Annotated in this window: 22 protein-coding genes; 11 read left to right on the top strand and 11 right to left on the bottom strand. The window is 68.5% G+C overall.

The window, feature by feature from the left end:
* Window positions 1–21 precede the first annotated feature (21 nt).
* The 3 genes from D187_RS27680 to D187_RS27690 all read right to left on the bottom strand — a co-directional run bounded on the left by D187_RS27680 (window position 22) and on the right by D187_RS27690 (window position 2,781).
* Window positions 22–1,152 carry a Kelch repeat-containing protein gene (locus tag D187_RS27680; protein WP_162159690.1) on the bottom strand — a complete coding sequence of 377 codons (1,131 nt, stop codon included), beginning with the start codon at window positions 1,150–1,152 and terminating at the stop codon, window positions 22–24.
* 376 nt (window positions 1,153–1,528) lie between these two features.
* Window positions 1,529–2,035: a DUF1993 domain-containing protein gene (locus tag D187_RS27685; RefSeq protein ID WP_002628879.1), complete on the bottom strand. Its 507-nt coding sequence runs from the start codon at window positions 2,033–2,035 to the stop codon at window positions 1,529–1,531.
* A gap of 149 nt (window positions 2,036–2,184) precedes the next feature.
* Complete coding sequence (locus tag D187_RS27690; RefSeq protein ID WP_002628878.1) at window positions 2,185–2,781, bottom strand: TetR/AcrR family transcriptional regulator; 597 nt, start codon at window positions 2,779–2,781, stop codon at window positions 2,185–2,187.
* Window positions 2,782–2,885: 104 nt separating this feature from the next.
* Between D187_RS27690 and D187_RS27695 the strand changes: the two genes are divergently transcribed.
* The 5 genes from D187_RS27695 to D187_RS27715 all read left to right on the top strand — a co-directional run bounded on the left by D187_RS27695 (window position 2,886) and on the right by D187_RS27715 (window position 6,437).
* Complete coding sequence (locus D187_RS27695; RefSeq protein ID WP_002628877.1) at window positions 2,886–3,857, top strand: MBL fold metallo-hydrolase; 972 nt, start codon at window positions 2,886–2,888, stop codon at window positions 3,855–3,857.
* 413 nt (window positions 3,858–4,270) lie between these two features.
* Entirely contained in the window at window positions 4,271–4,792 is a 522-nt protein-coding gene (locus D187_RS27700) for a CAP domain-containing protein (RefSeq protein WP_020918322.1), read from the top strand.
* 129 nt (window positions 4,793–4,921) lie between these two features.
* Window positions 4,922–5,458 carry an RNA polymerase sigma factor gene (locus tag D187_RS27705; RefSeq protein ID WP_043431721.1) on the top strand — a complete coding sequence of 179 codons (537 nt, stop codon included), beginning with the start codon at window positions 4,922–4,924 and terminating at the stop codon, window positions 5,456–5,458.
* On the top strand, window positions 5,455–6,117 hold the full coding sequence (locus tag D187_RS27710) for a hypothetical protein (protein WP_002632229.1): 663 nt from the start codon (window positions 5,455–5,457) through the stop codon (window positions 6,115–6,117). Before D187_RS27705 ends, D187_RS27710 begins: the two co-directional genes overlap by 4 nt.
* Window positions 6,114–6,437, top strand: a complete 324-nt coding sequence (locus D187_RS27715) for a hypothetical protein (RefSeq protein ID WP_002632228.1) — start codon at window positions 6,114–6,116, stop codon at window positions 6,435–6,437. Before D187_RS27710 ends, D187_RS27715 begins: the two co-directional genes overlap by 4 nt.
* Here D187_RS27715 and D187_RS27720 read toward each other — a convergent pair.
* Window positions 6,388–7,425, bottom strand: coding sequence for an NAD-dependent epimerase/dehydratase family protein (locus D187_RS27720; RefSeq protein WP_002632227.1), 1,038 nt, complete (start codon window positions 7,423–7,425; stop codon window positions 6,388–6,390). The genes D187_RS27715 and D187_RS27720 overlap by 50 nt on opposite strands.
* Before the next feature lie 92 nt (window positions 7,426–7,517).
* Between D187_RS27720 and D187_RS27725 the strand changes: the two genes are divergently transcribed.
* Entirely contained in the window at window positions 7,518–8,417 is a 900-nt protein-coding gene (locus D187_RS27725) for a LysR family transcriptional regulator (protein WP_002632226.1), read from the top strand.
* A 2-nt stretch (window positions 8,418–8,419) separates the two neighbouring features.
* On the opposite strand, the gene D187_RS27730 is transcribed toward D187_RS27725, so the two are convergent.
* Window positions 8,420–9,595: a lactonase family protein gene (locus tag D187_RS27730; RefSeq protein ID WP_002632225.1), complete on the bottom strand. Its 1,176-nt coding sequence runs from the start codon at window positions 9,593–9,595 to the stop codon at window positions 8,420–8,422.
* A gap of 95 nt (window positions 9,596–9,690) precedes the next feature.
* Between D187_RS27730 and D187_RS27735 the strand changes: the two genes are divergently transcribed.
* On the top strand, window positions 9,691–10,533 hold the full coding sequence (locus tag D187_RS27735) for a GRP family sugar transporter (RefSeq protein ID WP_043431754.1): 843 nt from the start codon (window positions 9,691–9,693) through the stop codon (window positions 10,531–10,533).
* A gap of 16 nt (window positions 10,534–10,549) precedes the next feature.
* Here D187_RS27735 and D187_RS27740 read toward each other — a convergent pair whose 3' ends face one another.
* The gene (locus D187_RS27740; RefSeq protein WP_002632223.1) at window positions 10,550–11,713 is read right to left on the bottom strand and encodes a fatty acid desaturase family protein; all 1,164 of its coding nucleotides are present in this window, start codon (window positions 11,711–11,713) and stop codon (window positions 10,550–10,552) included.
* Window positions 11,714–12,017: 304 nt separating this feature from the next.
* On the opposite strand from D187_RS27740, the gene D187_RS27745 reads away from it, so the two are divergent.
* Window positions 12,018–14,141 (top strand): TonB-dependent siderophore receptor, encoded by a 2,124-nt coding sequence (locus D187_RS27745; RefSeq protein ID WP_002632222.1) that lies wholly within the window; start codon window positions 12,018–12,020, stop codon window positions 14,139–14,141.
* On the opposite strand, the gene D187_RS27750 is transcribed toward D187_RS27745, so the two are convergent.
* Genes D187_RS27750 through D187_RS27760 form a run of 3 tightly spaced genes read right to left on the bottom strand, consistent with a single transcriptional unit; the run spans window position 14,119 to window position 16,210 of the window.
* Window positions 14,119–15,636, bottom strand: a complete 1,518-nt coding sequence (locus tag D187_RS27750) for a PepSY-associated TM helix domain-containing protein (protein ID WP_002632221.1) — start codon at window positions 15,634–15,636, stop codon at window positions 14,119–14,121. The two genes, D187_RS27745 and D187_RS27750, sit on opposite strands and share 23 nt — an antisense overlap.
* On the bottom strand, window positions 15,633–15,920 hold the full coding sequence (locus D187_RS27755) for a hypothetical protein (protein ID WP_002632220.1): 288 nt from the start codon (window positions 15,918–15,920) through the stop codon (window positions 15,633–15,635). The genes D187_RS27750 and D187_RS27755 overlap by 4 nt, the downstream gene beginning before the upstream one ends.
* The gene (locus tag D187_RS27760) at window positions 15,917–16,210 is read right to left on the bottom strand and encodes a hypothetical protein (RefSeq protein WP_002632219.1); all 294 of its coding nucleotides are present in this window, start codon (window positions 16,208–16,210) and stop codon (window positions 15,917–15,919) included. Before D187_RS27760 ends, D187_RS27755 begins: the two co-directional genes overlap by 4 nt.
* 169 nt (window positions 16,211–16,379) lie before the next feature.
* Here D187_RS27760 and D187_RS27765 point away from each other — a divergent pair, with 169 nt between their 5' ends.
* Window positions 16,380–16,958 (top strand): DUF1360 domain-containing protein, encoded by a 579-nt coding sequence (locus D187_RS27765; RefSeq protein ID WP_002632218.1) that lies wholly within the window; start codon window positions 16,380–16,382, stop codon window positions 16,956–16,958.
* Between the two features lie 20 nt (window positions 16,959–16,978).
* On the opposite strand, the gene D187_RS27770 is transcribed toward D187_RS27765, so the two are convergent.
* Window positions 16,979–17,293, bottom strand: coding sequence for a hypothetical protein (locus D187_RS27770; protein WP_155893611.1), 315 nt, complete (start codon window positions 17,291–17,293; stop codon window positions 16,979–16,981).
* 132 nt (window positions 17,294–17,425) lie between these two features.
* Entirely contained in the window at window positions 17,426–18,997 is a 1,572-nt protein-coding gene (locus D187_RS58205) for a hypothetical protein (RefSeq protein WP_020918325.1), read from the bottom strand.
* A gap of 607 nt (window positions 18,998–19,604) precedes the next feature.
* On the opposite strand from D187_RS58205, the gene D187_RS27785 reads away from it, so the two are divergent.
* Entirely contained in the window at window positions 19,605–20,870 is a 1,266-nt protein-coding gene (locus tag D187_RS27785; RefSeq protein ID WP_162159692.1) for a right-handed parallel beta-helix repeat-containing protein, read from the top strand.
* Window positions 20,871–20,948: 78 nt separating this feature from the next.
* Window positions 20,949–23,012, top strand: coding sequence for a carbon starvation CstA family protein (locus D187_RS27790; protein WP_002632306.1), 2,064 nt, complete (start codon window positions 20,949–20,951; stop codon window positions 23,010–23,012).

Here is a 23,012-nt window from a genome sequence, read left to right on the forward strand (position 1 = left end):
TGAGTCCGCGCGGGCGAGGGCCTACTCGGGGAGGGTGAAGAGGAGCCAGGAAGGCTCCTCGTCCATGGCACCCCAGAGGAGCACCTTGTTCTTGGGCAGGAGGATGGCGTTGCCCTTGTTGTATGGCCGCGGAGTCTTGGCGAGATGGGTCCAGGACCCCTTGGAGTCGGTGTCGGAGGTGGGGGGAGGAGTATAGAGTTCGATGTCGCCGAAGCCTCCGATGACCAGCGCCTTCCCACCGGTGAGAGCGATTGTCTTGTGGTTCCAATGAGCCTGGTTCAGCGGGGGACCTGCGACCCACGTCTTCTCGGACGGATCGTACAGGGCAGTTGAACTCAAGCTGTACCCATTGGTGCCGCCAGTGACCAGGAGTTCGCCAGAGTCGAGGTGGGTCGCGGCATGACCGTGGAGTGCCACGAAAGGAGGGGCCTTTTCCCGGCGCCACGTATTGGATTCTGGGTTGTAGATTTCCACGCCGTGGCTGCTCAACACCATGACTTCTCCCGAGCCCAACAAGGTCAAGGTGGCATCACGCATGGATTGAATCATGCCTCCCGCGGAACTCCACTGGTGCGTGGCGGGATCATAGAGTTCCGCGCCGGTGGTACTCGCTTCTCCCTCTTTTCCGGAGGGAGCCTTGCTCCAGACTCGTCCACCTGTCACCAGTACTTTTCCCGAGGGCAGCAGGGTGGATTGATGTCCGTAACGCGGATTTTCCCAGTCGCTGATGGTCTTCCATGTGCCCGCGACTGGGTCGTACAACTCCACAGCATTGATGAAGCGACCCGAAGAAGGACACTTGCCTCCAGACAACATCACCTCGCCCGTCGAAAGCTTCACGGCGGAGGCCAGCTGGCGTGGCTGCACGATATCCCCCGTCTTCTTCCATTCATTCTTTTCGGGGTCGTAGAGTGCCGAGAATGCCATTTTCTTCTTTGTCTCCTCGTCCCAGTTGCCTTCCGGCGGCGGTGGCTCCTTGGGCCGACCTCCCACCATCAGAACCAGGCCCGAATCAAGCTTGACCACGGAGGAGTTGATCGTCTCCCCTTGCACCGTGTTCGTGATGGGCTCAGAGACAGGCTGCCCAGGCCCACATCCCATGGTGAAGCTGACCCCCAGGACCAGTAACGAAAGACCCAGCGCAGTGCGCATGCATTGCTCCGAATAGAGAGGGCTGTCCCCAGCAACTGTCGGCGGACGGCGTGTGAAGCCATATCTCATTCGGAGTGTTTCGTACACGTGGATCATTCAGCCGGTAAGAAAAAGAAACAAGCATTTCAGGGGATGTCTGTAATTGCTGGCCCTCTTCTACTGAGTGGACGAATCCATCCAATGGGTGCTCCATATTGGACGAAATCGTCCAATCCTTCTCGCTGGACGAAATCGTCCAATCCTTCTCGCGAGCCGCGGTACACGCGCGAGTTGCCGGCATGTGGCGACCGCACTTCTCCCCCAGGGAGCTGCTGACCCGCCATCCCTGGGGGATGCGCTCTGTACACCTTGAGCGTGGTGGTCCTCAGCCCTTCACTCAGCGGCCGCCGAGGAAGTCCCCCTTGCCGATGTCCAAGCCGTTGTGGCGCAGGATGGCGTAGGCCGTGGTGACGTGGAAATAGAAGTTGGGCAGCACGAAGGAGATCAGGTAGGCCTGTCCTTGGAACTGCACTTCCTGCGTGCGCATCTTGAGGGTGACGGTGCGCTCCTCGCTGCCATCGACTTGCGCCGCGCTCACGCTGTTGAGGAATTCGATCGTCTTGGCGATGCGTGTCTGGAGTTCGGGGAAGCTGGCCTCGGTGTCGGGGAAGCTCGGGGCCTCGATTCCCGCCAGCCGGGCGGCACAGCCCTTGGCCAGATCGCTCGCGGTCTGAATCTGGAAGGACAGCGGCCGCATGTCGGGCGCGAGCCGGGCGTTGATCAAGACGGAGGGGTCGATCTTCTTCGTCTCGGCATACGTGGCGGCCTTCGCGAGGATCGCCGACAGATTGCCCAGCATGCGCACGAGGGAGGGGATGGAGGCCTGATACATCGACAGGGACATGGGGTAGCTCCGGGGGTAGGGGGACTGCGAGGGGCTCCCACCCTGGGCTTCGGGGGATGACGAGGGCGGGGCCGACCGGCAGGTTGGGGGCCCGCGCGAGGGCTGTCAATCGTCGAATCCGTCACACGGCGGGCGGGCCCGCGCCCCACTCATCGCCGCGGCGCGGCAGGACGGGGCTCCTCTTCGAGCAGCCTTCGCACGATGCACAGCAGGCGCTCGCACGCGTTCGCCGTGCCCATGCTCTGGGCGCTCACCTGGGCACCTTCGATGACGAAGACGAACTCGCTGGCGACCGCCTCGGGATCGGCAAGGCCCGCCTGGGCGCAGAGGGCCACCACGCGGCGCGTCTGCGCGGTCTTGTGGGCTTCAATCACCTGCCGCGCGGGGTGGTTCCGGTCGGGCAATTCCGCCACGGAGTTGAGGAACGGGCAGCCCCGGTCCGACTCTCCCGACAGCCGCTCGGTGATGTGCTTCGCCCAGCCCAGCAGTTGTGCGCGGGGATCTCCCGGGTGCTCGGCGGCGAGCCGCTCCAGCACGGCCTCATCGCGCGCCACCTCGAGCCGGAGCCATTCGGTTACCAGCGCGTCCTTGGACTCGAAGTGGCGGTAGAGCGCCATCTTCGTGGTCTCCGCGCGCGCGGCGATCGCCTCCACGCCCACGCCCCGGATGCCTTCCCGGTAGAACAGCTCCTCGGCCGCCGCGAGGATCCGCTCCCGGGGCGGCACCTTCATCGTCTTGTCCTTCATCCCTTCCCCTTGACTCTGATACCGGTCGGTATCATTAAGCGATACCGCTCGGTATCATCCGAGCCCGGACGGTGTCCGGCAATCCTACATCCAGGAGATCTTTCATGACGATGCGCACCCTTTCCAGGAGTGCCACGCTGGCCGCGTTGCTCACGGTGACGGGGGGGCTGTTCACGGCGCCCGCCCAGGCCGCCGCGCCGTTGGTGAAGACGCAGGCGCCGGGCTTCTACCGCATGCTGTTGGGCGACTTCGAAGTCACCGCGCTGTCGGATGGCACCCTGCCGCTGCCGGTGGAGAAGCTGCTGACGAACGTGCGGCCGGGCCGGGTCGAGGCGTTGCTGGCCGCCGAGTACCTCACCTCTCCGGTGGAGACGTCGATCAACGCTTATCTGATCAACACGGGCTCCAAGCTGTTCCTGGTGGACACGGGGGCGGGCGAGGTGATCGGACCGTCCGCGGGCCAGCTGGTCACGAGCATTCGCGCGGCGGGCTACCAGCCCGAGCAGGTCGATGCCGTCCTCATCACCCATGTGCACCCGGACCACTCGGGGGGCCTGGTGGTGGCGGGCAAGCGCGTCTTCCCGAACGCGCGCGTGTACGTGGACAAGCGCGAGGTGGATTACTGGCTGAACGCCGCCAACGCGGAGAAGGCGCCGGAGAGCGCCAGGCCGCGCTTCCAGGAAGCGAAGGCCACCTTGACGCCGTATGCCGAGGCGGGCCAGCTCGAGACGTTCACGGGCAACACGCAACTGGCGCCGGGCCTCAGGACCCTGGAGGCGCCCGGCCATACGCCGGGGCACACGTTCTACGTGGTGGAGAGCCAGGGGCAGAAGCTCGTGTTCTGGGGGGACATGATGCATGTGGCGGCGGTGCAGTTCCCCGAGCCCTCGGTGACGATCCAATTCGACGTGGATTCCAAGGCGGCGGCGGCCCAGCGCGCCAAGGCCTACGCCGAGGCCGCGAAGCAGGGCTACTGGGTGGCCATTGCTCACGTCTCGTTCCCGGGCCTCGGCCATCTGCGCGCCAATGGCAAGGGATACACCTGGGTGCCGGCCAACTACAGCGTCCCCCGCTGATGAGTCTTTCCCGCAACGGTTTTGACAAGCCATGTCAAACCCCGCGGGCGCTCGACCGGGCCTCGGTACGCACGGGCCCTTTGTCCTCATGAGTGCCCGGTCGATTGCTGATTGAGCTGCCTCGAGTGCGCGGGATTGTTTTCGAGAAGACGATGGCGTGCCTCGCTGTACGATGCGCGCCCCGCGAGGGGGAGCCATTCCGGCTTCCACCCAGGGCGGCATACTACATCGAATTCTCGTATTGCCATGAAGGCGGGTTTTTGGTCTATTACCCGTGTCTTCACAACTCATCCCCGACATTTGTCGAGCGAGGCCCATCCATGAAGCGTCTTTCCTCTGTGTTGTCTTTCGTCCTGGGTGCCACCCTGTCCGTTGGATGTGGGGGCGAAATGGCCCCGGAGCAGGAGGCGGGGATGGGAGAGTCCTCCTCGACGACGGCGGTGGCCGAGTCTCCGGCGGCTGCTCCGCTGGCGCTCCCGGCGTACTGTAACGGGGTGCTCACCTGGAATACGGCTTGGACGGCGTTCGAGGACGAGGTGCTCAAGCTGGTGAACCAGAAGCGGGCCGCGGGCGCCACGTGTGGTGGCGTGGCCAAGCCCGCGGTCCCGGCGGTCACCTTCGACGAGCGGCTGCGCTGCGCGTCCCGCGTCCACTCGCAGGACATGGGCACCAACAACTTCATGGGCCACAACGGCTCCAACGGCTCCACCCCGTGGCAGCGCATGACCAACGCCGGCTACGTCTGGAGGGCGGCCTCGGAGAACGTCGCCGCGGGCTATGCCACCCCCGCCGCGGTGGTGGACGGCTGGATGAAGAGCACGGGCCACTGCAACAACATCATGGGCGCCAACGTCAAGAACCTGGGCGTGGGCTACTTCTACGCGCCCTCGAGCACCTACAAGCACTACTGGACGCAGGACTTCGGCGCTCAGTAGGACGCTCGAGCCTCCTCCAGGGGCTCTCGCGGCGTTTCCCCAAGGATTTCGAGCGTTTGACGCTTCCCCCCTCCGTCCGGTACGGAGGGCGGAAACGTTTTTCCACGTGGCACGTAGATGGGCCAGGGGATGGGGAACGCGACGGACGAAGAGCTCATGGAACGCTTCTGCGAGGGAGATCACGCTGCTTTCGAGGTCCTGTTCAGCCGGCATGCCGGCGCGGTGCAGGGCTTCCTGGCACGCATGGTTCGTGATGGTGCGCTCGCGGAGGATCTGCTGCAGACGACGTTCTTGTCGGTCGTCCGCTCGCGGGATCGGTTCGAACGGGGGACGCGTTTCGGCCCCTGGTTGATGACGATCGCCGCGAACGCCGCGCGGGATGCCCTGCGCCGCCGCCAGCACCGCGAGGCGTATCGGGACAGCGCGCCCCCTCCGGCCCCGGTCACCGCCGACCCGTCGGATCCCGGCATGCGCAAGCGCCTGGAGGACGCGCTGCAGCGGCTGTCGCCGGATCAGCGCGAGGCCATCCTCCTGCACAAGCTCGAGGGCTGGTCCTACGAGGAGATCGCCTCGATGCGCGGCATCAGCGTGAGCGCGGCGCGCGTGCGGGCCCACCGCGGGTTCGAGAAGCTGCGGCAACTGCTGGACGGGCTGGTGGGGGAATGATGGCGCCGTCCCTGGACACATTGCTCTCCCGGGAGGTTGCCGGAGATGACGCCGCGAGGGCGCGGGCCCTGGCGGCGGTGCGCGCGGAGCTGGCGCGTCCCGTGCCCGTGCGGGGCTGGAGGACCCAGGCGGCGCGGCTGCTCGGGGTCTCGGTGGCGCTGACGGTCGCGGTGGCCGGGGTGTTGTGGGCCCTGGGCCGCACGTCCAGCGAGGTGCTGTGGGCCCATGCGCCCGTGCTGGCCTTGTTGTGGGCCACCAGTGCCGTGTGTGCCCGGGCCGCGCTCGCGCCCCGGAGACAGGTGCTGCAGCGGGCCGGGCTGGGCCTGGCGCTCGTGGGGGCCGCCGCGCTCGTGCTCGCGCGCGACGCCGTCCAGGCGCCCTCCGCCTTGCCGGAGTGGATCTGCACCCTCAGCCAGTTCGGCGTGGGGCTGGTGCCGGGGGTCGTGGCCCTCGCCGCGCTGCGTGGCGCCGCCTTCCATCCGCGGCGTGCGCTGCTGGGCGGCCTGTCCGTGGGGACCGCGGGTGCGTTCGTGGGGGAACTCGCGTGCGCGCAGGGGCGGCACCATGTCCTGCTCTATCACCTGTCTGCCTGGGCGCTCGTCAGTGTCACGACGCTCGTGGTTTCCAGATTCCTCACACCCCGGTCCTTCGCCCCATGAGCCAGCAGACGGCACTCATCTTCTCCCACGACGTGGAGGGCGCGCCCGTGCGCATCGGCGAGCCGATGCGCATCGCCCTCACGGCCTCCGAGGAGTCCCTGGACAAGCGGTTCCTGGGGCGGTGGGGCATCGTGGTGGCACTCGTGTACGACGATCCCCACCGGCAGTACCCGCACGAGCCCCTGGTGAAGGTGCGGGTCGAGGACCTGGGCGAGGATCTCTTCTTCCCCTGGGAGCTCGAGCGCTCGTCGGAGTGGTTCTGGCGCCGGCTCACCGGGCCGGGCGGGTTGATGCCCATGGGCCTGCATTGGGTGCACTGAGGCTCGGAGTGGGCTCGGTGGCGTCCGGCAGGCAGCCCATGGCCTGGAGGGAGTGGTGCACGGCGGCATCCAGCGGCGTGTGGGGCTCCTGGCCGAGGAAGGCGCGCAGGCGCGTGTTGTCGAGGCGGGCGGGGTGCTGCCAGAGGTAGCGCATCTCGAGCAGCTCGCGCAGCGTGGTGTTGAAGGGCGAGGCGAGCCGCATGAGGGCCCAGGGCATCCGGCGCACGGGCGGGGCGGGGTGGCCGAGGACGCGCAGGATGCTCCGGCTCATCTCCGCGCCGTCTTCCAGCCAGTGGCCGCCGAAGTGGAAGCGCTCGAAGGCGGGGAGCTCCTGCTCGCGCTCGGCGAGCGCGGCCAGGGTGGCGGCGAGGTCGGGCAGGTAGGCCCAGGCATGGCCCACGCCGGGCACGTTGGGATTGGTGATGGACCGGGGCCGGGCGCCCGGCTTGACGAAGCCCTGGGAGAACCAGTTGTTGCCCGCGTGGGGCCCGAAGAAGTCACCGGCGCGCACGATGAGGGCGCGGGTGCCGCGCGCGGCCTCCTCCTCGATGCGGCGCTCCATGGCGACGCGGATTTTTCCCTTGCGGGTGTGGGGGTGCTGGGGCGAGTCCTCCTTCAGCAGCGGGAACGCGTCGAGGCCGTAGTTGTAGAGGGTGCCAGGGAGCACCAGCCGGGCACCCGCCTGTCGGGCCGCCTGGAGGCTGCTCTCCAGCATGGGCAGCACGAGCTTCTCCCACTCCCGGTAGCCCGGGGGATTGACGGCGTGGACCACGAGCTGGGCGCCGCGCGCGGCCTGGATGACGTCCTCGGCGCGCAGGGCATCCCCGCGGATCCACTCCGCGCCCTCGAGCCGGGCGTGCCGGCCGCCCGCCTGGGCGCCACGGTGCAGGGCACGCACCTTCCAGCCCTTCGACAGCAAGGCGGCGGCCGTCTCCCCGCCCACTCCACCGGTTGCTCCCAACACCAACGCGATTTTTTCCTTCGCCATGAGTTCCTCCGTCGTGGTGACAGGGTGAAGAATGGGACTTCACGGCCTCGTGGAAAATTGTCGATGTCCGTGGGGCTGTTATACGAAAACGTATGGCAGACGAGCTGGACTGGCAGCTGTGCCGGTCGTTCCTGGCGGTGTTGGACGAAGGGAGCCTCTCGGGCGCCGCGCGTGCGCTGGGGCTGACGCAGCCGACCATTGGCCGCCATGTCGAGGCCCTGGAGCAAGCGCTCGGGACGCCCCTGTTCGTCCGCTCACCCCAGGGGTTGGTGCCCACGGAGGCGGCGTTGGAGATCCGCCCGCATGCCGAGGCGATGCGGGCGGCGGCGGCCTCGCTGCGCCGGGCGGTTTCGGGGGCGGAAGGAGGGGCGCGGGGGACGGTGCGGCTCACCGCGAGCGAGGCGGTGGGCGCGGAGGTGTTGCCTCCCATGCTCGCGCGGTTTCGCGCGCGGCATCCGGGGATCGCGCTGGAGCTGGTGCTGTCCAACCGCACGCAGGATCTGCTGAAGCGGGAAGCGGACATCGCCATCCGGATGGTCCGGCCCGAGCAGTCGGCGCTGTTGTCGCGCAAGGTGGGCGTGACGACCCTGGGCCTGCACGCGCATCGCGACTACCTGGCGAGGCATGGGACGCCCCGGAGCCTGGAGGAGCTGGGCGGACACGCGTTGATTGGCTTCGACAAGGAGTCCCCGTCGATCCAGACCCTGCGGGCGATGGGCTTTCAGATGGGCCGGGAGGCGTTCGCGTTTCGCACGGACAGCGATCTCGCGCAGCTCGCCCTCATCCGGGCGGGAGCGGGGATCGGTGTCTGTCAGCTGGGGGTGGCGCGGCGGGAGGAGGCGCTCGTGCATGTGCTCGCGGAGGACTTCGCCTTTTCGCTCGATCTCTGGGTCGTCATGCACGAGAACCTCCGGACGAGCGAGCCGATGCGGCTCGTCTATGATCACCTCGCGGCGGAGCTGAAAGCCTATGCGCTGACCTCCCGCCGCTGAAGTCAGACGGACGGAGGAACCACGAGCAGGCACGTGGGGGCGGGGAGGTCCAGGGGCTGGCCCACGGACGTCAGCCGTCCGGTCTGCGCGTCGCGCCGGAAGTTGACGACGGTGTTGCCCTTCTGGTTGGCCACCAGCAGGTAGGCGCCCGTCGGATCGATGGCGAAGTTGCGCGGCCAGTTGATGCCGCCCGTCACGTGCTCCACGAGGGTCAGCTTCCCCGCAGAATCAATGGCAAACACGACGATGCTGTCGTGGCCGCGGTTGGAGCCATAGAGGAAGCGGCCGTCGGGGCTGACGTGGATGTCCGCGCAGTAGCTGGTGCCGGTGTAGCCCTCGGGCAGGGAGGAGACTGTCTGGAGTTCCGTCAGCGCGCCGCGCTCCTTGTCATAGGAGAAGGCGATGATCGTCGAGTCCAGCTCGTTGATGCCGAAGGCGAACTTCCCATTGGGGTGGAAGTCCAGGTGGCGCGGTCCCGCCTTGGCGTGGGTGGAGAACGAAGCGGGCTCGCCGGGCGTGAGCTTTCCCTGCTTCGCGTCGAACCGGTAGATCATGATCTTGTCCAGTCCGAGGTCCGGGGCCAGGGCGTACTGGTTGGCCGCGTCCAGCCGGATCTGATGGGCATGGGCCGTCGGCGGATCCTGGTGCTGCTTCAAGTCGACGACGGCGCCCAGTCCACCGTCCGGCAGGATGGGGAGGACGGCGACGTTGCCGCCGACGTAGTTGGCCACCAGCACGTAGGCGCCCGTCGCATCCACTTCCAGGTAGCAGGGCGCGCCGCCCTGCGAGGACTGCCGGTTGATGAAGGTCAGCTCCCGGCTCTGGGCGTTGATGGCAAAGGCACTCACGGCACCACTGGGCTTGCCTTCGTACTCCACCAATTCATTGACGGCGTACAGGTAGCGTCCCTTGGGATCCAGGGCCAGATAGGACGGCTCGGCCACGTTCGGGGTGACCGCCAGCTTTTGGAGGGCACCGGTCGCCAGGTCCAACCGGCACAGGTAGATGCCCTCGCTGCCTCCCGAGGTGTACGTGCCCACGTAGAGCCACAGCTCGGTGGGAGCGGGGGGCTGGGGCTGCGGCGTCGGTTCCCCGTCCGAGCAGGACAGGACGATTCCCGTCGTGCCCAGACCCATGAGATAGACGAAATCGCGGCGTGTGATGTTGGTCGGGTTCATGGCGCGGATTGAAAGCAGAAAACAATGGGTGCGCCAATCAATTAGAACCCTGACAACACTGGCCTGGTTTCTCCGCGCATGAGAAGGTGGTGCCCGTGTCGACCACCGTCTTCCTCGTCATCCTCCTGAGCGCGGTATTGCATGCGGGGTGGAACGCCGCCGTGAAAGCCAGCGGGGATCGCACCCTGAGCATGGCGACCGTGTCCATGGCGGGCTCGTTCATGTGCATCCTCGCGCTGCCCTTCGTGAAGGCGCCGCCGCCAGAGGCCTGGCCCTGGATGTTCGCGGGCTTCCTGGGCAGCTTCGGCACGCAGGCCATCCTGGCGCGGGCGTACTCCACGGGAGAGCTCAGCGTCGCCTATCCGCTCACCCGGGGCCTGGCGCCGGTGACGGTCACCGCGGCGGGCGCGCTGCTCTTCGCCGAGGTGCCGGGGTGGCTGGGCCTGGCCGGGGTGGTGGCGATCGCGCTCGGGGTGGCGCTGCTGGCCGCGGATTCGATGCGCGCCGGGGGGCACGCGGGGACGAGCACCCTGGGTCTCGCCCTGAGCGCGGCGGTCATCACCGCGCTCTATACCCTCGCCAACGCGAAGGGGGCGCGCCTGTCTCCCAGCGCGCTGGACTACGCCGTCTGGTCCTCGGTGCCCAACGGGGTGGTGTGGTTCGGGGTGATGCTGGTGCAGCGGCGGGACTTGAAGCAGCACCTGCGCACCGACGCGCTGCGCTCGCTCGGGGGCGGCCTGGTGTCCAACGTGGCCTATGTGCTGGTGCTCTGGTGCATGCGTCAGGCGCCGGTGGCGCTCGTCTCCGCGCTGAGGGAGACGAGCGTGCTGTTCAGCATCCTGATGGGGGTGTTCTGGCTCAAGGAGCGCGCGACCGCCTGGCGCTGGATGGCCGGGGGGATGATCTGCTCCGGCCTCGTGCTGCTGCGCTCCGCCTGAGTCCGGACTACCGGTGTCACAGGGTGGGCAGCGAGCGCATGGAGGCGCGCCCCACCATGATGTCGACGAGCTTGCCCACTCGCCGCCAGATGCTCTCCTGCACGTAGGGCACGCCGTGCTTCTCGCACAGGGCCTTCACCCGGGGCTGGGCCTGCTGGTACTTGCGCATGGGCAGGGTCGGCCAGAGGTGGTGCTCGATCTGGTAGTTGAGGAAGCCCTGGAGGAAGTCGATCCCATCGCTCCCGGTGGCGTAGTTGGCCGAGCCCACCACCTGCCGCACCGCGAAGGTCGCGTGGCTGTCGGAGCGCCCGTGGAAGCGGTAGAGATCATCGCCCGCGTGGTTGGGGGCGATCAGCATGAAGCTCTGGAGGTTGGTGAGCAGCTCGGCGAGGACGCTGTTGGCGAAGACGCTGAACACCGCCCAGGCGCCCAGGGGCGCGAACAGGGCGGGCAGGAGCACGAAGCGCAGGGCCGCGTAGGGCAGCAGGCAGGTGCTCCAGAAGTCCCGGCCCTGGGGGGTGAGCGGGTTGAAGGCCGTCACCAGAGGGGGCGTGCCGAACTCCTCGGCCCCGCCCGCGCGGCGCCGCTCGGCCCGGCGCCACTCGAAGAAGGTGTTGGGCGCGTAGTACGTCACCTTCCAGGTGCAGGCGAAGAAGGCCACGATCCCGTACTTCGCCCACATCGGCATGGACGAGCGGCGCAGCCACTCGGTGTTCTCCTCCACCAGATCCGGGTCCGCCGTCTCGCCCGTGCGCCCGTGGTGCAGGGTGTTGTGCTCGTGGCGCCACGCCTCGGGGTGGATCCAATCCGGCCAGTCGATGAAGCGGCGCCACCCGGTGGCGAAGCGCTTGCCGGTGGAGTGCTCGGGCATGTCGGGCACCCGGTCATACCCCCGGTGCGTGACGTGGTGGGCCATCATCGTCCAGCGCGCCGTGTTGCCCTGCGCGATGAGCAGCGCGGACAGCGGGTTGGGCATCAGCCAGGACGTCGCATATCCGAGGAACGAGCACACCCGACCCCAACGCTGGATCTTCCGGAAGTGCGCGCGGTCCTCGGGACCGATGGAGGACTCCAACTCCACGCGCAGGGCTTGGAGGTCGCGGGCGAAGGCTTCCTCATCGATGTCCGGGAAGACTGCCGGGGGGGGCGCTTCCGTGCGGTAGGCGACGGCCGTGGTCATGAAGATGTGGGCTCCTGGTTGCTCGTGCGGTCGGTGGACTGGCCACGAGGCTCGCCCATCGCGAGCGGGGACCGCTAGAACTATCGTCCTGGAGAAAGCACTCCGGCGGGACGGTCTCACGCGCCCGCCTGGCGCACTGCCAGGAAGGCTTGGCACCCGTGTTTGACGAGGGCGTCACGAGAGGAGTTGCACCGGGCCGCCCGCCGCCTTCCCCACGAGCGCCTTCCCCCTTGCCCACCCCCCAGGCCCATGTTACGCCGCGTCCCGAACCTCCTTGACTCCGCGAGTAAGAATCATTCTCAATATGTCTTCTCCAATTCGAAGCAGGCGTGCATGGGCGGGTCTCTCCTTCGCGTTCGCGACGGCGGCGGTGGCGCAGGAGTCGGGGGAGGCGCTCACCCTGGACACCGTGAAGGTGGAGGCGGAGCGGGAGCGCGCGACGGATCCCGTCGTGGGCTACACCGCCCGGCGCAGCGCGAGCGGCACCAAGACGGACACGTCGCTGCTGGAGACGCCCCAGTCCATCTCCGTGGTGGGCCGGGAGCAGATGGAGGCCCAGCAGGCGCAGTCCATCGTCGAGGCCACGCGCTACACACCCGGGGTGCGCTCGGAGACGTTCGGCGGCGACTCGCGCAACGACTGGTTCCTGGTGCGCGGCTTCACCGCCCAGGAGTCCGGCTACTACCTGGACGGGCTGCAACTGCCCGCCGGCTCCTTCGCCACCTGGCGCCTCGAGCCGTTCGGCATGGAGCGCATCGAGGCGGTGCGCGGCCCCTCGTCCGTCCTCTTCGGCGGCACCAACCCGGGAGGTCTGCTCAACCTGGTGAGCAAGAAGCCCCCCACGGAGGCGGTGCGGCACGTGGAGCTGGGCGTCAACGAGTACGTCAACGGCTACGGCGCGGTCGACCTGGGCGGTCCCATCGGCCAGGGCGGGCAGTGGTTCTACCGGGTGACGGCGCTCGCCCGGGGCGGCAACACCCAGGTGCGCTACACCGACAACAACCGGCTCTTCCTCGCGCCGAGCCTCACCTGGAAGCCCACCGAGCGCACCTCGCTCACGCTCCACGGCAGCTACCTGATCGATCGCACCCGTGGGCAGAACTTCCTGCCCTACGAGGGCACCGTCGTGGACGCGCCGTATGGACGCATCCCCACGGACCTCTTCACCAGCGATCCCAGCCTGGATCGCTTCAAGCGCGACCAGGGCCTGGTGGGCTACGAGTTCGAGCACCGCTTCGATGACACGTGGACGGTGCGGCAGAACCTGCGCTACGGCCGGCTCGCCATCGACTTCAAGAACCTCTACGGCGTGGGCCATGCCGGCCCGGCCGACGAGGCCCAGCTCGCCCGCGGCAACTTCGTGACGACGCCCAAGGTCGGGCTGTTCACCCTCGACAACCAGGCCGAGCTGCGTTTGTCCACCGGCCCCGTGCGCCACACCGTGCTCGTCGGGCTCGACTACAAGCACTACGCGCTCGATGACGAGCAGGGCTACGAGGCCGGCGCGCCCCTGGATCTGCTCGACCCCACCTACGCCACCTACGCGCCCACCAGGGCGCGCTACGCCGTCAACGCCATCCGCCAGAACCAGCTCGGCGTGTACGCGCAGGATCAGCTCCGGTTCCTCGAGCGCCTGCACCTGGTGCTGAGCGGACGTCATGACTGGGTGGGGCTGAGCCTGGACAACGCGCTCACGCCGGCGTCGAGCTATGACGGCGGCCAGCGGGCCTTCAGCGGCCGCGCGGGCCTGCTGTACGCCTTCGACAGTGGCTTCGCGCCGTACGTGAGCTACTCCCGCTCCTTCAATCCCGTGGCGGGCACCACCGCCGAGGGCGCGCTCTTCGAGCCCGAGCGGGGCACGCAGCTCGAGGCGGGCGTCAAGTTCCAGCCGGAGGACACACGGCTCGTGCTGGGGCTGTCCGTCTTCGAGCTGCGGCGCGAGAACTTCCTGACGACGGAGGGCTTCGTGCAGCGGCAGATTGGCGAGGTGCGCTCCCGGGGCGTCGAGTTCGAGGCGAACGCGAGCCTGGCCCAGGGGCTCGACCTCGTGGGCTCGGCGTCGTACTACCAGCTGGCCATCACCCAGGGCGTGGAGCTCGAGCAGGGCAAGCGGCCCACGGGTGTGCCGGAGTTCCTCTCGTCGCTCTGGCTCGACTACACCCAGCCGGACGGCGTCCTGAAGGGACTGGGCGTCGGGGCGGGCGTGCGCTACGTCGGCCAATCCTTCGTCGATCGCGCCAATACGTTGTCCGTGCCGGGCTACGTGCTCGTGGACGCGGGCGTGCACTACGAGCGCGAGCACTGGCGGGCGGCCCTCAACGCCTCGAACCTGCTGGATGCCACGTATGTGTCGTCCTGCAGCTCGGAGGTGGCCTGCTTCTACGGCGACCGGCGCCGCGCCATGCTCAACGTCGGCTATACGTGGTAGCCCGCGCGAGCCCTCGGGCGAGGGCTCCGCAGCCCAGGGCGAGCGCGCACAGCAGCAGCTCCGTGAGGAACACCGACGGCAGTCCGCGTGCGAGCGCGGTGAACAGGTGTGCCTCGTGGAACACCACGTCCGTGACGGCGACGCCCGCGTAGAGCGCCGCCGCCCCCGTGCACAGCCACACTCCCGCTCGGAGGGGCGGGATTCGGGGCAGCAGGGTGAGCGCGGCCGCGAGCGCCCAGACGCCGAGGAACAGGCCGAACTCCCAATCGGCCCGCCGCTCCAGCGCGTCCGGCAGCGCGCGGTTGCTCGCGAAGTAGACCGCGGCGGCGAGCACGAGTCCTCCGGACACACCCACCGTCAGCCGCTCCAGCAGCCGGTTGCCCCGGTGGGCGCGCGGCTCGTCCCGGCGCTCCAACCAGATGAGGTTGCCCGTGACGAGCACCGCGCACATCGCGAGCGCGAGCAGGGCGTAGAGGCCCTTGAGCAAGAGGCCCCCATAGTGCGCGTAGTGCAGATCGAAGAGGACGCGCTCGAAGCTGAACGAGGGGGTCCGGGAGTCGATGCTCGTGCCGAACGTCTCTCCGCTCACCGAGTCGACGAAGGCGTAGTGGTCCGCGCCGAGCGGCGCCATCTGGAAGAAGACGCTCACCCAGGCCTTCGCGTCGCCGTGGAAGTGCAGGTCGACGTAGCGCGGCGTGCCTTCCGCTCCGGGCACGGCGGCGCGCGCGTGGGCGACGAGTTCATCCAGGGGCCGCATGGCCGCCTCGCGGTGGGCCTCCTCGCGCACCGGTTGGGCATAGCCCCGGAGCTGGTTCACCCGGGCCGGGTCTCCCCGGAACACGCCGGCCGCGAGCCCCTGGCTCATGAGGCCCGCCAGGCACAGCACCGCCCCCGTCCAGCCCATCATCGCGGTGAAGGGTAGCCCGAACACCCCGAGCACCTTGTGCGCGTCCGAGGAGGAGAAGCGCGGCTTCACCTCCGGCCGGAACCGCCACCACTGCTGGCGCAGATCCTTGAGGTGGATGACGAGCCCGCTCACGAGGGTGACGAGCAGCGCGACCGCCACCAGCCCGGAGAACTCCTGGCCCCAGGGAAGCCGGTAGAAGAAGTGCATCCAGTACAGCTCGCTCGACAACCGGCTGCGCTCGGGCAGCACCTCGCCCGTGAGGGGATCCAGCCAGAGCACCCGCGTCCCCGAGGGCTCGAACACGTAGGCGGTGACGAGCCGCGTCTCCTCGTGCGTCAGCAGCCCCAGGTTCGCGCCGCGCGGCAGCGGGACGTGCGCCCTCACGCGCTCGAGCAGCACGTCGAAGGACGGAGGGGACTCGCCGGGCGGCGCGCGCTGGAACGCGGGCTCCTGCCAGACCTCGATGTCCTCGCGGAACAGCGAGAAGACGCCGCAGAAGAAGATGACGAAGAGGAAGAGGCTCGCGATGACTCCGGCCCACGCGTGCAAGTCCCACTGGATGCGGAAGGTACGGGGGGCGAGCTTCACCCGGACCTCCTCGCCGCCAGCGCCACGGCGATGGGCAGCACGATGGCGAGGCACACGCCCCACGCCACCCGGCCGTCCCTCATCAGTGGCAGCACGCACGCGAGCGCCACCCAGAGCGGCACCATGACGTGGAAGCCGAGGAGGAAGGCCCACACCCCGGACACGGGCAGGAACGCCACCAGGGCCGCTCCCACCGCGAACGCGACGAGCGGCGCGCCCACCAGCGCGGCCAGGGTGCGCGCGGCGCTGTGATTCGCCGCCTTGCTCAACACGGAGTCCGTCACCTGGAGACTCCCGCGATCACCACCGGCACGAGCCCCACGAGCCCGCTCACCAGCGCCACCGTGCGCGCGCGCTCGGGGCGGGGCGCCAGCACGAGCACCAGCACCGAGGCCGCCGTCATGGCGAGCACGAGCGACACGATGAGTCCCTGGAGGACACCGAACCCGGCCACCGCCGAGCCCGCCGCGGCGAGCGCGAGCGGCGCCGCCATCCACCGGGAGGCTCCGCGGCCGGCCTGGCCCAGGACCGAGACCGCCGAGAGGGAGAACGCGAGCGCGGCGAGACTCAGCATCGCGCTCCCCGCTTCCCGTATGTCAGGCACTCGAGACGAAGATGCAAATGACTCGCGTTTTCATCTGGAGCGGCCCGGCTGTCAAGCGCCTTGGCGCTCCCCAGCCAGGAGCCTGCGCCGGGTTGGAGCGGCGGCGCGGAATGCACAGCGTCCAGCGAGGGAGGTATTCATGGGCAAGGCGCTGGCTGAGACGAAGCTCTTCGCGGGTTACGGCAACACGGAGATGCCGCTCGGCTCCTATGCGCTGCTCATGGGCGTGTACGGGTCCGCGCTGGCGGGCTACTTCGCGTGGAGGGGAGGGCGGGGCCGGAGCGCGTTTCCCCGGATGGGCGTGGAGGACGTGGCGCTGTTCGGTCTGGCCACCCACAAGGTCACGCGCATCCTCTCCAAGGACTTCGTGACCGCGCCCGTCCGGGCACCCTTTGTCCGCTTCGAGAGCACGGACCGCGCGAGTGAGGTGTCGGAGTCCTCGCGGGGACGGGGGTTGCGCCGGGCCGTGGGCGACCTCCTCTCGTGCCCTTTCTGTCTCGGGCCGTGGGTCGCGGGAGCGCTCGCCTGTCTGCATGCCGTGCGGCCGAGGGAGACCCGCCTCGTCGCCTCCATCTTCGCCCTCACCACGCTCTCCGACTTCCTCCACCGCTCCTATGAATGGGTGGGGCAGGGGTTGAAGCGCACCCGCGAGCGCGCCGAGGCGCTCGAGGTCTCCGAGGGCTCCCTGCGCGAGCCGGAGCCCACGCCGACCCACTGAGCGCGCCGGCCAGTTCGCCCTTATCGAAAGGCGCGAGCGAACGCCTCTAGGGCAGAGGTGAGATCTTCCAGAGCTGGATCACTTTGAGGGAGCTTGTTCTTCGGCTGCTGAAAGAACGTTTCAGCGCCGGAGAGAACAGCCCGGCACAGGGTCGTGGCATCCACTTCGCCGAGACGGCTCGCACCGCATTGGACGGCGATACGTTCCCCCTTCGTCTTCCGGAAGCTCACGGAGAATGACGAGTCGGCTCCAACGAAGGTGTATTCGCTTCGCCTCTCCAGCAGGAACCGACGCAGTCCATCGAGAATCTCCACGATGGCGATGGCGAGCATCATGGCTTGATCCGGTGTCCTGCCCCGCGAGCTACAGATGCCTTTTTCGCTCACGAATGTCATGTGCCCCAGGTCAAAGCCCGAGCGTGTGGAGGTCCTCGGTCCATCGGCCCACTCACATTGGAACTGGAACATCTATCCACCCCTGACTGGGAACATCGTGATGACCCGGTTGGCGTCATCCGAATCAATGATGACCCGCACCAAGTCCCTCACACCGTTGAGCTTTACCTTCATCTGGAAGACCTGGATACGCCTGTCAGGTTCCGAAATGCGATTTCCATTGTCAGGTTCCGAAATGCGATTTCCATTCTTGACGATGTCTTTCGCTGCTTCCAGGAGCTGTGCACGAGAGGTTCCCGGCGCGAAGAGATCACCCTGCCCGTTTGGATGCGTGCCGGTGATGTGCCTTGCTTCGATATGCTGCCAGCCCTCCTGAGGGTTGCCATCCTCGATCCGAGGCTCCGCCCTGTTAGGTGACCTCACGGGCCTGGGGGGGTCCACACCATTCGCGCGCTGCCCTCGGCTGGCCATGTGGAGGATGGAGACGGAGCCCACGCCCACCTCCAGCGTGGTCGTCACCGTGCCCGCTGCCACCGCCACCATCCTCATCACCAGCAGGCCCTCGGCCGAGAGGGACAGCACGGGCAGGGTAACCTCCAGCTCGCCCACTGCCCGCGTCAGCGTGCTCGTCGTGCCCCCAGCCGTGCCAAAGGCGAGAAGGAGGTGGGTTGTCAGCTTGGAGGTGGCCTTCACCTGCTCGCCCCGAGTCATGTACCGGAAACGCTCGAGGTACTCGGGCGAGGAGGCGATGAGGGCCGCGACTCCCACCGGGAGGTGTTGCAGCGCCGCGAGGCTGTCCAGCGGGCGCGTGAGCAGCTGGCCCATGACATGGTACAGCTCGACGAAAGCCTCCTCCGCGCCATCCAGCGAGCGGCCGAGGTAGTCGGCATCGTCGTACACCTCGGCCAGCCCGGGCCCTTGCATGACGGGGCGCAGTTGCGCATCCGCCTGCCGGAACACCCACCCCTGGACGATGTAGAAGCGCCCGAGTTCGAAGGAGCCCGCGCGGAAGGCTTCCGCCTTCCACTCCACCGGGCCCACCTTCTGCTGCGTGCGTCCGTTGAGCGTCCAGGCCAGATAGCCGTCCGGCCGTAGCACGGCCACCCCCTTGAATCGCTCCACCCGGCGAAGCAACTCCTCGCGGGACACTTCCCCTCCCGCCAGCACTTCCCGTAGCAGGTGGCAGGCGGCCATGCGCGGCGGGAACGAGCCCAGCGTCACGGGCTTGTTCAACAGCACCGCCAGCACCCGGGCCGCCTCCTCGGGAGTGAGGGGAGCGCCTCGCGGGGGCTCGTCGTTGACGTTGTCCAGGCCCGCCAGCAGCAGCAGATACTCGAAGGCGTCCGCCTGCCTGGCCCCGCTGGCCACCGCGCGCACGGCCATTTCCGCCGGGCTCACCATGGCCACCTGCGTGCTCTGTACGCGCGCTCCCCGTCGGCGCAGCAGCCTCGCGGGTGCATTCGCCCCCGTGTCCACGTGCTGGGCATCACCACGTACCTCGCCCACCAGCCCGGACGCGGCACGCGGGTTGCTGTCCAGGAGCACACCGCGTCCCACGGGCGGCGTCACCGTGATGCAGCCGGTGGACAGCACGACGGCCCCAAGCACCAGCGCCACCCACTTTCGCGTCATCTCAGCGGGCATGGTCCAGTGCCTCATCGGGAGGGTTGTTGGGTCCTTCCGCCTGAGAGAGGAGCCGCGGCACCAGCAGCGTGGACGTCATCAGCGCCTCCGTTGGCTGACTCCCAATCTAACGGGTGCCCCCCGACAAATCCGGATAGCCTGGACAGAATGGCCGGGGATCTCGTGGGCCAACATTGGCATGCGCAGTGAGCGCGCCGCTCATGTGCGTGGCGGGCGCCGACTGTAACCCGTGCTCCACTTCACGTTGGGGGCCCTGCCTCCCTTGATGCCGCCTTCGCGCGTGCCGACCTTGCGGCGCCACGGACGGATGGCGTGGGAGGGAGGGCACATGGGAAGGCCAGCGGCCAGGGGCGGACGATGCTTCATGGGCACGGGAGGGTTGCTCTCCTGTCTTCTCCTCGTCGCGTGTGAGCCCCCCACGGAAGAGATGGTGGCCTTTCCGCTGGAGATCCCCAGTATCTCGCAACCCTCGAGCGAGGCTCCTTCCTCCTCGAGGCCACCGCCCGCGCAGCCGACGCCCACGCAACCGGCACCCACGCAGCCATCACCCACGCAACCGCCGCCCACGCAACCGCCTCCCGAGGTTCCCCAGGGCCGCGCCTGGTTCGTGAGCACCAAGGGACGGGATGACGCGGCGGGGACACGCGAGGCGCCGCTGCGTACCATTGGCCGGGCCGTGGAGCGCGCGCGCCCGGGCGAGGTCATCCGGGTGCTCTCCGGCGTGTACCCCGAGGAACTCATCCTGGGCTCGAAGGGCTCGGGCGTGGCGGCCATCACCGTGCGCGGCGAGGGCTCGCCCCTGCCCACCGTCGCTCCGGGCAACACGCGGCGCAGCACGGTCATCCGCGTACAGGGGCGCTGGAACCTGGAGAACCTGCGGGTGGATGTCGGGGGCAAGCCGATGTTCGCCATCATCTTCGAGAGTGGGGCCGACGGCTCCACCCTGTCCGGGAGCGAGCTGCGCAGCGGCACCTTGAGCGCGGGCGTGCTCGTGGACGGCCCCAAGGGCCTCACGCTGCGCAACAACACCATCCACCACTTCATCAAGCCCGGGGAGGACTCCCACGGCGTGGTGGTGGTGGGCCCCTCGCGCGACGTCGTGATCCGGGACAACGACATCCATCACAACTCGGGGGACTCGGTCCAATGCCAGGCGGGGACGGCTCCCGCCACCGGCCTCGTCATCGAGAACAACACGCTGCACGACGAGGGGGAGAACGGCGTGGACATCAAGCAGTGCGACGGGGTCATCGTGCGCGGCAATGTCATCTCCAGCCTGCCCAACACGGCCATCCGCGCCGTGGGGTCCTCCGCGGGAGAGGCGGTGGTCGTCCACCTGTCGGCCCGCAACGTCACCGTCGAGGACAACACCATCACCAACGCGGGCCGGGGCATCTCCATCCTGGAGGACGCCGCGCCCCCCGCTCACATCCGGGTGGAGGGCAACCACCTGCGCAACCTCCGCGACAACCCCCAGGGCAACGGGTTTGGCATCCGGGTGGAGGGGGGCCGGGACGTGGTGGTAGTGGGCAACACGGTCGAGTACTCGGCCAACTACGCCCTGATGCTGGCCGCGGACGGCAAGCGCGTCACGGGCCTCGAGGTGCGCGACAATACCCTGCGGGGCGGCGCGGACGCCCCGCTGCTGCGCCTGGGCGGGGAGGGCTTCCGTCCGGACCTGGTGCTCCAGGGCAACTTCTACTCCCTGGGCGGCATCCTGAAGGCCGATGGTGTCCTGGCGCTGCTCGAGGGGCCCCTGTCGCCCTTCCGGGTGGATTTTCCGGGCGAGCGGCTCACCCTCACCGACCCGGACAAGCTCCAGGTGTGGCGGCAGGTGATGGGGGTGGACACGGGGACGGCGCTGATCGAGTGAGTTTCCGCCTCTCCGAGGGTTGACCCGATCGCGGGCTCGGGGGAAGTGTTGACCCGATCGAGTCTTCGCGGAGGTTTCATGGGTCATGTCGTGAGCAAGCTGGGCTGGGCCGTGCTCGCCTGTGTGGGAGCGGCCTGTCTGGGCGTGGTGGCGTTGCACCGGGGAGAAACCATCAACGCCACCTGGTTGGTGGTGGCCGCGGTCTGTGTCTATCTCCTCGGCTACCGCTTCTATGGGCGCTTCATCGCGCGCGCGGCGCTGCGGTTGGACCCCACCCGGGCCACACCCGCGCAGTTGCGCAACGATGGCCTGGACTATGTGCCCACGGACAAGTGGGTGCTGTTCGGCCACCACTTCGCCGCCATCGCCGGAGCGGGGCCGCTGGTGGGGCCGGTGCTCGCCGCGCAGATGGGCTACCTGCCCGGGACGATGTGGATCCTCTTCGGCGTGGTGCTGGCCGGCGCGGTGCAGGACTTCATCGTCCTCTTCCTGTCCACGCGCCGCGACGGCAAGTCCCTGGGCGACATCGTGCGCCTGGAGATGGGGCCCGCCGCGGGCGTGGTGGCCATGGTGGGCGTGTTGATGATCATGATGATCATCCTCGCGGTGTTGGCGCTCGTCGTCGTCAAGGCGCTCGCGTCGAGCCCCTGGGGCACCTTCACCGTGGCGATGACCATCCCCATCGCCCTGCTCATGGGCATCTACCTGCGCACCCTGCGCCCGGGCCGCGTGCTGGAGGTCTCCGTCATCGGCTTCGTGCTGCTGATGCTGTCCATCTGGCTGGGGGGCCGGGTCGCCGACTCGCCCTCGCTCGCGCCGCTGTTCACCTATGACGGCAAGGCCCTGGCGTGGATGCTCATCGCCTATGGCTTCTGCGCCGCGGTGCTGCCGGTGTGGCTGCTGCTGGCGCCGCGCGACTACCTGTCCACCTTCCTGAAGATCGGCACCGTGCTGGTGCTGGCGCTGGGCATCGTGCTGGCCGCGCCGGAGCTGCGGATGCCCGCGATCACCCGCTTCGTGGATGGCTCGGGGCCGGTGTTCTCCGGGAGCCTGTTCCCCTTCCTGTTCATCACCATCGCGTGTGGCGCGGTGTCGGGGTGGCACTCGCTCATCGCCTCGGGCACCACGCCCAAGATGCTGGCCAACGAGAGCGAGTCGCTCCTGGTGGGCTACGGCGCCATGCTGATGGAGTCCTTCGTCGCCATCATGGCGCTCATCGCCGCCACGGTGCTGGATCCGGGCGTGTACTTCGCCATGAACTCGCCGCCCGCGGTGATTGGCACCACGGTCGAGCAGGCGGCGCGGGTGGTGGGGGAGTGGGGCTTCGTCATCACCCCCGAGCTGCTCGCCCAGACGGCGAAGGACATCGGCGAGTCCTCCATCCTGTCGCGTGCTGGCGGCGCGCCCACGCTCGCGGTGGGCATGGCGCAGATCCTCCATGGCCTGGTGGGCGGGGAGGGGATGATGGCCTTCTGGTACCACTACGCCATCCTGTTCGAGGCGCTCTTCATCCTCACCACGGTGGACGCGGGCACGCGCGTGGGCCGCTTCATGATCCAGGAACTGGCGGGGCTCGTCTACGCGCCCCTGCGCAGGACGGACTCCTGGGGCGCCAACCTGGCCGCCACGGCGGTGTGCGTGGGCGGCTGGGGCTACTTCCTCTACCAGGGGGTGGTGGATCCACTCGGCGGCATCAACACGCTCTGGCCCCTGTTCGGCATCGCCAACCAGATGCTGGCGGCCATCGCGCTGACGCTCTCGTGCGTGGTGCTCGTGAAGATGAAGCGCGAGCGCTACGCGTGGATCCCCGCGCTGCCCACCGTGTGGCTGGTGTGCTGCACGCTGACGGCTGGCTGGCAGAAGGTGTTCAGCTCGGACGTGCGGGTGAGCTTCCTCGCCCACGCGCGTGCGTTCTCGGCCGCCGCCGAGCAGGGCAAGGTGCTGGCTCCGGCCAAGACCGTGGCGGACATGCAGCAGGTCATCACCAATGACTACGTGGACGCCGCCCTGACGGTGCTGTTCATGATGGTGGTGGTGGTGATTCTCGGCTTCGGCGTGCGCGCCATTCTGGCCGCCCGGCGCTCGGTGGAGCCCACGGCGCGCGAGACGGCTCCCGCGACCCTGCCGGTGGTGGGCTCCTGA

Origin of the sequence: Cystobacter fuscus DSM 2262 (assembly GCF_000335475.2) — a bacterium.
Taxonomy (GTDB): domain Bacteria; phylum Myxococcota; class Myxococcia; order Myxococcales; family Myxococcaceae; genus Cystobacter; species Cystobacter fuscus.